1 protein-coding gene is annotated in these 207 nt (G+C 71.5%); it reads left to right on the forward strand.

Translation table 11 applies throughout. The features are described 5' to 3' along the window. A partial coding sequence (locus F0U47_RS20820) for a thermostable hemolysin (protein ID WP_188111464.1) occupies positions 1 to 207 on the forward strand: 207 nt, incomplete at both ends.

Below are 207 nucleotides of genomic sequence, written 5' to 3' on the forward strand. Positions count from 1 at the left end.
ACGTCACCAGGTCGTCGAAGTCGGCAATCTCGCCGGCGTGAACTGCCGCGCGGCGATGCGCATGGTCGCTGCGCTGCCGGCCTACCTGCTCGCCCGGGACTACCGCTGGATCGTCTTCACGGCCACCAGCGCCGTGCGCGGCATCCTGCAGGGCTTCGATGCGCCGCTCGTGGAGCTGGCCCGCGCGGATGGCTCCCGCGTTTCCGG

The organism is Nocardioides antri (assembly GCF_008373765.1).
Lineage (GTDB): Bacteria > Actinomycetota > Actinomycetes > Propionibacteriales > Nocardioidaceae > Nocardioides > Nocardioides antri.